Origin of the sequence: Streptomyces sp. KLMMK (assembly GCF_036961605.1) — a bacterium.
In the GTDB taxonomy this organism is placed as follows: Bacteria; Actinomycetota; Actinomycetes; order Streptomycetales; family Streptomycetaceae; genus Streptomyces; species Streptomyces telluris.
On record NZ_JBAMDC010000289.1, the window covers coordinates 1 to 8,375 of the forward strand.

Below are 8,375 nucleotides of genomic sequence, written 5' to 3' on the forward strand. Positions count from 1 at the left end.
CGTGCGGGCCTCGATCCTGACCCTGCTGAAGGAACGCCCCATGCACGGCTACGAGATGATCCAGGAGATCGCCGAGCGCAGCGGCGGCGCCTGGAAGCCCAGCCCGGGGTCGGTCTATCCGACGCTGCAGATGCTGGAGGACGAGGGCCTGATCGAGAGCGCGAGCGAGGGTGGCAAGAAGCTGTTCAGCCTCACCGAGGCGGGTCGCGCCGAGGCCGAGGCCGGCCCCGAAGCCCCGTGGGAGGACGCCGGCCGTGGCGTCGACTGGGAGGCGATGCAGGAGGCCCGGCAGGCGGGCTTCGGGCTGCTGGAGGCCTTCGGGCAGGTCTGGAAGTCCGGCACCCCCGAGCAGCGGCAGAAGGCCCTGGCCGTGATCGGCGAATCGCGCAAGAAGCTCTACCTCATCCTCGCCGACGAGGACTGAGCCGACTGCGCGGCGGAGCAGGGGTGTTCCGTTCCCGCGGCCTCGCCGGGAACGCCCCGGGAGGGGAACACCCCTGAGAACGAATCCGCCTCCGTCCTCCTCAAGGAGGAGGAAACGGCGGCCCGTACCCAACCCCCGTGGGATGCGCGAATGCTTCCCCGCGGGGATGACCCGGCGGTTCGTGACTGATGGGGTGGGAGGGTGCAAAGCCGCGTGGGAGATACGGGGGCGACCGACGTCGCCCGAGAGGGCCTGTTCAGCGCCGGACTGGCGGCGGCGGTCGCGGGTGCCCGCAGGCGCGCCGTGCGGGACGGCGACCGGCAGACCGACACCGCCCACCTGCTCCACACCCTGATGGAGTCGGACCCCGAGGTGTGCCGCGCCGTGGACGGCGGGAGCCCCGGCCGGTCCGTACGGCTGCTCGGCTACCTCGTCCAGCGCACCATCGGCTACGGGCTGCGCTGGAGCGGCACCGTCGAGGACTCCGGCTCGCTGCCCGTCCTCCTCGGTTGCCGGGCGCCCGGCTGGTCGCCCGCCGCGGCCGCCGCCATGGACGGCGCGGTCACCCGGGCCAGCGCGCGGGGTGATGCCCTGGCGGAGGGGACGGACCTCCTCGCGATGCTCGCCCTCGACCACCGGTGCCGCGCGGCGGAGGTCATGCGCCGGGCCGGAGTGGACACGGAGGCGCTCGCCGCCCGGCTCGGCGCCTCGTGAGTCCCGCAGGTTCCGCATGAGTTGCGCCCGGGGGCGCGGCCATCCGCCGGTGCGACGGGGGCTGAAATCTGTCAGGAGTGTCCGGGGGTGACGCTCCTGTCATCTGCTGGCATGATGACCCGATGCATGCCTCTCAGGAGAGAAGCGCAGGCCTGGGCCTCGCCCTGGCCTCCGCGCTCGCGTTCGGCGGTTCCGGTGTTGCGGCCAAGCCGCTGATCCAGGCGGGTCTCGACCCGCTCCACGTGGTGTGGCTGCGGGCGGCCGGCGCCGCCCTGGTCCTGCTGCCGGTCGCCTGGCGCCACCGCGCCCTCCTCACCCGGCGCCCCGCTCTCCTCGCCGGCTTCGGCCTGCTGGCCGTCGCCGGCGTCCAGGCGTGCTACTTCGGTGCGATATCCCGGATCCCGGTCGGCGTGGCCCTGCTCGTCGAATACCTCGGCCCCGCGCTCCTGCTCGGCTGGGTGCGCTTCGTGCAGCGCCGTCCGGTCAGCCGTGCGGCGGCCGTGGGCGTGGCGCTCGCCGTCGCCGGACTCGCGTGCGTCGTCGAAGTCTGGTCGGGCATGAGCTTCGACGCCGTGGGCCTGATGCTGGCCCTCGGCGCAGCCTGCTGCCAGGTCGGCTACTTCGTGCTGTCCGACCACGGCACCGAGGGCGAGGAGCCCGCCGACCCCATCGGTGTCATCGCCTACGGGCTGCTGATCGGCGCCGTGGTCCTCACGGTCGTCGCCCGCCCCTGGGGCATGGACTGGTCCGTCCTCGCCGGCAGCGCCGGGATCGGCGGGACCGAGGTGCCCGCCGTCCTCCTCCTCGCCTGGGTCGTGCTGATCGCCACGGTGGTCGCCTACGGCACCGGCGTGCTCGCCGTGCGCAGGCTCTCGCCGCAGGTGGCGGGCGTGGTCGCCTGCCTGGAGGCGGTGGTCGCCACGGTGCTGGCCTGGGTGCTGCTCGGCGAGCACCTCTCGCTGCCGCAGATCGGCGGCGGCGCCCTGGTGCTGGTGGGCGCCTTCATCGCCCAGTCCTCCACACCCAAGAAGGCCGCCGCGACGCTGGTGGCGCAGGGCGAGGCCGCGGCGGCGGGCTCGGCGGCGGACGCCGGCGGCCAGGGGGAGTTGCCCGCCGGAACCCGCCCGGCCTAGGGTGCCGATCATGCACAAGACCGTTCTGCCGCCTCCCGCCGCCTAGCGCGGGCGGCCGCACCCGGAAGACCGGGCCCGGGGTGGAGCCCCCGGGCGGATCGCCGCTGCCCGCACGACGGACCAGCGATCACTTCACGTCTTCCGCGGGAGAACAGTCATGCCCCGTTCCGCTCCTTCGTCCTGCCCGGCCACCGGGCGGCCCGAGCACCTTCCGGCCCGTCCGGCCCCCTTGCCCGCACCGGCCCCGGCAGACGGCATGCCCGTCGGGCGCGGTCTGCTCTACGTGGCTGTCGCGGCCACCTCGTGGGGGACCACGGGCGCCACCGCCGACCTCCTCATGGACAGCAGCGGCCTCGGCCCGGCCGCGCTGACCTTCTGGCGCACGGCGGGCGGCCTCGTCCTGCTGCTGGCCGCCCGGTTCCTGATGCGGCGCCGCGCGGCCCGTACGCGCGAGCGCGCCGTCCGGCCCCGCGAGAGGTGGCCGCGCAGAACGGCGCGCGTCCTCGTCACGGGCATCGGCCTGACGGTCTTCCAGACGGCCTACTTCGCGGCGGTGGAGGCGACCGGGATCGCCGTCGGCACCGTGGTCACCCTGGGCGCCTCGCCCGTTCTCGTCGCCCTCGGCGGCCGACTGTTCATGGGGGAACGGCTCGGCGCCGGAGGTGTCACGGCCGTCGGCGGCGCGTGCGCCGGACTGGCCGTGCTGATGCTCGGCAACGACGGCACGGGCGCGGTGCGCCCGGCGGGGGTGGCGCTCGCGCTGCTCTCCGCCGCCGGATACGCCGTCGTGACCGTCTACGCGCGCATCCTGGAGCGCGAGAAGCGGGCCACGGATCCTTTCACCACGACCGTGACCTCCTTCGCGGTCGGCGCCGTGTGCCTGCTGCCCCTGGCGGCCGCCGAGGGCCTGTGGCCGCAGGACGGGCAGCTGCGCCGCACGCTGGCGCTGGGGGCCTATCTCGTGACGGTGCCGACGGCGCTGGCCTACGGGCTGTTCTTCGCGGGGCTCGTGGTCGTGCGGGCCACCACGGTGTCGGTGATCACCCTGCTGGAGCCGGTGACGGCGGCGGTCATCGCCGTGGCCCTGCTGGGCGAGCGCCTCACGGCCGCGACCGCGCTCGGCACGGCGGTCCTGCTGTGCGCCGTGGCGGCGCTGGCCGCCGCTGAGGCGCGCTGCCCATCCGCACGAGGAGGAACGGCGGCACCGGCGAAGCCGCTCGGTGACCGCCTTCGCGACCCGCTGGGGATCCCGGTCAGAGAGCGGTGACGTAGCCGGGCACGGGGGTGCCGGGCGCGAGGTGCTCGTCGGGTATGGGTGTGCCGTACGCGGGGGCCACGGGGACGATGCCGCTCCAGTGGGGGAGGGTCAGGTCCTCGGCCTCGTCGTTGACGCCCCCGGTGCGGATCTTCGCGGAGACCTCGGCGAGGTCGACGCGGAGCACGGCCGTGGCGGCGAGCTCCTTGGCCGAGGCCGGGCGGCAGTCCGCCGACCGGCCCGGCGTGGCCTGCTCCACCAGGGCGTCGAGGGCCGCGCGCTTCTCCTGCTCCCCGGTCACCTGCCGGGCGGTCCCGTGCACCACGACCGAGCGGTAGTTGAGGGAGTGGTGGAAGGCGGAGCGCGCGAGGACGAGGGCGTCGACGTGGGTGACTGTCACGCACACCGGCATGCCCGCGTCCCCCGCCCGGCCCGCGCCGCGCAGCGGGCGCGAGCCCGTCGAGCCGTGCACGTAGAGGCGCTCGCCGATGCGCCCGTAGAGCGTGGGCAGGACGACCGGCGCCCCGTCGCGCACGAAGCCCAGGTGGCAGACGTAGCCCGCGTCGAGGATCGCGTGCACGACCTCGCGGTCGTACGAGGCGCGCTCGCGGACGCGGGTGGGGGTGGTCCGGTCGGTCTGCTCGTACGAGGCGGGGGGCGCAACAGTCATTGCGGACTCCATTGCACTAGTGCATAATCTATTTTGTGCTAGGAGAGTATCGGATCGAAGGCCGTCGCGCAGCAGAGATCTCCGCGAGCGTGGAGCGCGCCGTGGGCGCGGGGAAGCTCGCCCCGGGAGAACTTCTGCCTCCCATGAGGGAATTGGCGGTCGAGCTGGGGGTCAACCCCAATACGGTGGCCGCCGCCTACCGCACGCTGCGCGAGCGCGGGGTGATCGAGACGGCCGGGCGCCGCGGCAGCCGTGTGCGCCACCGCCCGGCCAGCACGCCCCGCGAGCTCATCCACGTCGAGGCCCCCGAGGGTGTCCGGGACGTCTCGGCGGGCAATCCCGACCCCTCCCTGCTGCCCCCGCTGGGCGAAGCGCTCGCCGCTGCCGCCGCGCGCGCCGCCGAAGCGCCCGCGCTCTACGGAGCCCCCGCCGTCGACACCGAGCTGGAGCGGTTCGCCAGAGCGGCCTTCGACGCGGACGGCGTCCCCGGCGGGCCGCTCGCCGTCACCTCCGGTGCGCTCGACGCCATCGAGCGCGTGCTCGCCGTGCACCTGCGGCCCGGTGACGCCGTCGCGGTCGAGGACCCCGGCTGGGGCAGCCTCCTCGACCTGGTCCCGGCCCTCGGTCTGCGGCCCGTTCCGCTGCCCGTCGACGACGACGGCCCGCTGCCGGAGGCCGCGGACCGGGTGCTGCGGCAAGGAGCGCGGGCCGTCGTCGTCACCGGCCGGGCGCAGAACCCCACCGGGGCGGTGGTCGGCGAGGCCCGCGCGCGCGAGCTGCGCGCCGTGCTCTCCGGCCATCCGCAGGCGCTGCTCATCGAGGACGACCACGGCCACGGCATCGTCGATCTGCCGCTCAACACCCTGACGGGCTGCACCGACCACTGGGTCGTCGTACGGTCCGTGGCCAAGGCGTACGGGCCGGACCTGCGGCTCGCGGTGCTCACGGGCGACGCCGTCACCGTGGACCGGGTGCGCGGCCGGCAGCGGCTGGGCCCCGGCTGGGTCAGTCACATCCTTCAGGACGCCGTCGTCCACCTGTGGCGCAGCGGCGCGGTGGACACGGCGCGGGTCGCCGGTGCGTACGGGCGGCGCCGGGATCCGCTCGTCCGGGCCCTGTGCGAGCGGGGGATCGCGGCGCACGGGCGCAGCGGGATGAACGTATGGCTGCCCGTCCCCGACGAGACGGCGGCGGTCGCCCGGCTTCTGCACGCCGGGTGGGCGGTCGCGCCGGGGGCCCGGTTCCGGCTCGCGTCACCGCCGGCGGTGCGGCTGACGGTCTCGGGTCTGACCGTCGACGAGATAGAGCCGGTGGCGGACGCCCTGGCGGGCGTGACCCGCCCGTCGGCGGCGGGGCGCTACGACTGACGGCGGCGGGGCGTTACGGCTGACGGCCCCCGCCGCCCGGGGTGCTCCTAGGCCTTGCTGTGTTCCTCGTCCTTGCTCCGGCTCCTGCTCCGGGCCTTGCTCTGGGCCTTGCTCTGGGTGAGGGCGGCGCCGGCCAGCACGATCAGGGCGCCCACAGGGGTGTTCCAGCTGAGCGCCTCCCCGAGGAAGGCCACACCGGCGATGGTCGCCACGACCGGGACAAGGTAGGTGATCATGGTCGCCGTCGTCGGCCCGACCTCGGCGACCAGCCCGTACTGCACGAGGAAGGCCAGTCCCGTGCCCAGCGCCCCGAGGGCGAAGACGGCCAGCAGCGGCACGGCGGGGAAGGAGGTCGGCACCGGGGCGAACACCGGGGCGACGACAGCGAGCTGGGCCGTGCCCAGCAGCAGCTGCGCGCCGGACTTCGACAGGTTGGAGTCGCCGGTGTCGGCCAGGGTGCGCCGGACGTAGATCCAGCCGACCGCGTAGCTGGCGGAGGCGGCGAGGGCCATCACCGTGCCCGCGGCGTCCTGCCCCGAGAAGCCCTGCCAGGCCCCGAGCACGGTCAGTACGCCGGCGAAGCCGATGGCCAGCCCCGCGAACCGGCGCCGGGTCGGCCGGTCCTCGGAGAGCGCCACGAGCGAAAGAAGCATGCCCCACAGCGGGGTCGTGGCATTGCAGATACCGGCGAGGGTGGAGGGGATGCGCAGCTCGGCGTAGGCGAAGAGCGTGAACGGCAGGGCGTTGAGCAGGACCGCCGCGACGGCCAGGTGCGCCCAGGTGCGTGCGGCGCGCGGCAGGCGTTCCCGCTTCACGGCCAGCATCGTGACCAGCACCGCCGCGCCGAAGAACATCCGGCCGAAGGAGACGTACAGCGGCGGGAAGCCGTCGGTGCCGAGCTTGATGAACAGGAAGCTGCAGCCCCAGATGAGGGCGAGCGCACCGAAGCGGATCCTCCAGTCCACGGCGGGGCGGCCCCGCTGAGGGGGCGCGGCGGAAACGGGGGGAGCCTGGGGAGCCGGGGGAGCGGGGGAAGCCGCTGGAGCCGAGGGGCCGGAGGAGCCGGAGCTGGCAGTGGTGCGCATGACGATAAGAATGGCTGCGCACTCGCCTTTAGAACAAGTAAATATAAGTGGGATCCATCGCGTAGGGTTGCTTACATGTTGAACCTGGAGCGTCTGCGCACCCTCAATGCCGTCGCCCGCCACGGATCCGTCAGCGCCGCGGCGGACGGGCTGCACGTGACGACGTCCGCCGTTTCGCAGCAGCTCGCCAAGCTGGAGCGGGAGACCGGGCAGCAGCTGCTCGCCAAACACGGCCGCGGCGTGCGGCTCACCGACGCCGGACGGCTGCTCGCCGACCACGCCTCGCGGATCCTCTCGCAGGTCGAGCTCGCCCAGGCCGACCTCGAGGCGCAGCGCGGGCAGGCCGTCGGCGAGCTGCTCCTCGGCGCCTTCCCCACGGCTGCCCGCGGCCTCTTCCCCGCCGCCCTCGCCGGGCTGCGCGGCGCCCACCCCCAGCTGCGGGCCCGGCTGGAGGAGATGGAGCCCGAGGAGGCCGTGCCCCGCGTGGTCCGCGGCGACATCGACGTCGCGGTCGTCCTCGACTGGTACAACAAGCCTCTGCCCATGCCGGACGGGCTGGCCAAGGCCCCGATCCTCGACGACATCGCCGACGTGGCGATGCCGGTGGGCCACCCGCTGGCCGGCCGGGACCAGGTCGACCTGGAGGAGTTCGCGGACGACGACTGGGTCTCCTGGCCCCGCGGCGAGTTCTGCCACGACTGGCTGATGCTCACCCTGCGCGGGAAGGGCATCGAGCCCCGCATCTCCCACATGGCCGAGGAGCACCACACCCAGCTCGCCCTGATCGCCGCCGGGCTGGGCGTCGCCGTCGCCCCGCGGCTCGGGCGCGGCCCCGTCCCGGAAGGGGTGCGCGTGGTGCCGGTGCGGCACACCGTGCGCCGCCACGTCTACGCGATCTGGCGCGCGGACGCGGACCGGCGGCCGTCCATCCGTGCGGCGGTCGAGGCGCTGAGGGCGGCGGGGGAGGAGATGGCGGGCTCCGCCTAGTGCCGTGACCGGGAGGGCAGGCCGCCCGGCAGCTTGCGGAAGTCCCAGGAGGCGATCGCCTCCGGTGTCAGCCGGAGCCAGGCGTGGCGGCCGTCGTGCGGCATCGAGGGCAGGCCGCCGAAGTACTTGGCGGTGAACAGGGCCTCCGGCGCGGCGAGCTCAGGGCAGGGCTCGCCCGTGCGCGGGGCCTCGCCGACGAAGGCGGCCGTGCCCGACAGCTCCGCCCCGCGCAGCTCCCCGTACTCCCGCCCGTCGTCCACGAGCACCGCGATCCGCGCGTCGCGCCGCAGCTCCGCCCACCGGCGGCTGCGGACGATCGAGTACAGCCACACCGCGGATCCGTCCCAGACGAACCACAGCGCGCTGAGGTGCGGACGCCCGTCCCGCCCCACCGTGGCCACCCGGCAGGTGCGCTGCCCGGCGAGGAACGCGTCCAGCTCCGGCCGCGTCATCATGATCCGGCGGCCCCGCCGCTGGGTGGTGACCATGCCCGCGCCCTCCCCGCCCTCCAGTACCTGACTGAGTGTCAGGAAGTGTGGCCCCCTTCCTCCGTCCGCGCAATGCCCGCTACCCTCACGCGGCCCGGCCCTCACCGCCGGACACCCGTCCTCACCCGCCGGATACCGGCCCCAGGAGGGAGCGACCAGCATGGCGCCGCCGGACCCGCCCGCCGAGCGCCTCGACCCCGCGACGACCGTGCTGCTCACCGTCGAGTGCCAGCACGGCGTCGTCGGCCCCGA

9 protein-coding genes are annotated in these 8,375 nt (G+C 74.7%); 6 read left to right on the forward strand and 3 right to left on the reverse strand.

Annotation, left to right across the window (positions count from 1 at the left end; all coding sequences use genetic code 11):
* The 4 genes from V7793_RS28375 to V7793_RS28390 all read left to right on the forward strand — a co-directional run.
* A partial coding sequence (locus V7793_RS28375; protein ID WP_336011551.1) for a PadR family transcriptional regulator occupies positions 1-424 on the forward strand: 424 nt, incomplete at its 5' end.
* 213 nt (positions 425-637) lie between these two features.
* A complete protein-coding gene (locus V7793_RS28380; protein WP_336011553.1) occupies positions 638-1,138 on the forward strand; it encodes a Clp protease N-terminal domain-containing protein in 501 nt (166 codons plus the stop codon).
* A 122-nt stretch (positions 1,139-1,260) separates the two neighbouring features.
* Positions 1,261-2,271, forward strand: coding sequence for an EamA family transporter (locus V7793_RS28385; RefSeq protein ID WP_336011556.1), 1,011 nt, complete (start codon positions 1,261-1,263; stop codon positions 2,269-2,271).
* Between the two features lie 256 nt (positions 2,272-2,527).
* On the forward strand, positions 2,528-3,538 hold the full coding sequence (locus V7793_RS28390; RefSeq protein ID WP_336011558.1) for a DMT family transporter: 1,011 nt from the start codon (positions 2,528-2,530) through the stop codon (positions 3,536-3,538).
* On the opposite strand, the gene V7793_RS28395 is transcribed toward V7793_RS28390, so the two are convergent.
* The gene (locus V7793_RS28395; RefSeq protein ID WP_336011561.1) at positions 3,525-4,196 is read right to left on the reverse strand and encodes a pyridoxamine 5'-phosphate oxidase family protein; all 672 of its coding nucleotides are present in this window, start codon (positions 4,194-4,196) and stop codon (positions 3,525-3,527) included. The genes V7793_RS28390 and V7793_RS28395 overlap by 14 nt on opposite strands.
* 35 nt (positions 4,197-4,231) lie before the next feature.
* On the opposite strand from V7793_RS28395, the gene V7793_RS28400 reads away from it, so the two are divergent.
* Complete coding sequence (locus V7793_RS28400; protein WP_336011563.1) at positions 4,232-5,563, forward strand: aminotransferase class I/II-fold pyridoxal phosphate-dependent enzyme; 1,332 nt, start codon at positions 4,232-4,234, stop codon at positions 5,561-5,563.
* A 47-nt stretch (positions 5,564-5,610) separates the two neighbouring features.
* Here V7793_RS28400 and V7793_RS28405 read toward each other — a convergent pair whose 3' ends face one another.
* Entirely contained in the window at positions 5,611-6,528 is a 918-nt protein-coding gene (locus V7793_RS28405; RefSeq protein WP_443058013.1) for a DMT family transporter, read from the reverse strand.
* Between the two features lie 195 nt (positions 6,529-6,723).
* Here V7793_RS28405 and V7793_RS28410 point away from each other — a divergent pair, with 195 nt between their 5' ends.
* Positions 6,724-7,635 carry a LysR family transcriptional regulator gene (locus V7793_RS28410; protein WP_336011569.1) on the forward strand — a complete coding sequence of 304 codons (912 nt, stop codon included), beginning with the start codon at positions 6,724-6,726 and terminating at the stop codon, positions 7,633-7,635.
* Here the strand turns inward: V7793_RS28410 and V7793_RS28415 are convergent.
* Positions 7,632-8,123, reverse strand: a complete 492-nt coding sequence (locus tag V7793_RS28415; protein WP_336011573.1) for a pyridoxamine 5'-phosphate oxidase family protein — start codon at positions 8,121-8,123, stop codon at positions 7,632-7,634. The two genes, V7793_RS28410 and V7793_RS28415, sit on opposite strands and share 4 nt — an antisense overlap.
* Positions 8,124-8,375 lie beyond the last annotated feature (252 nt).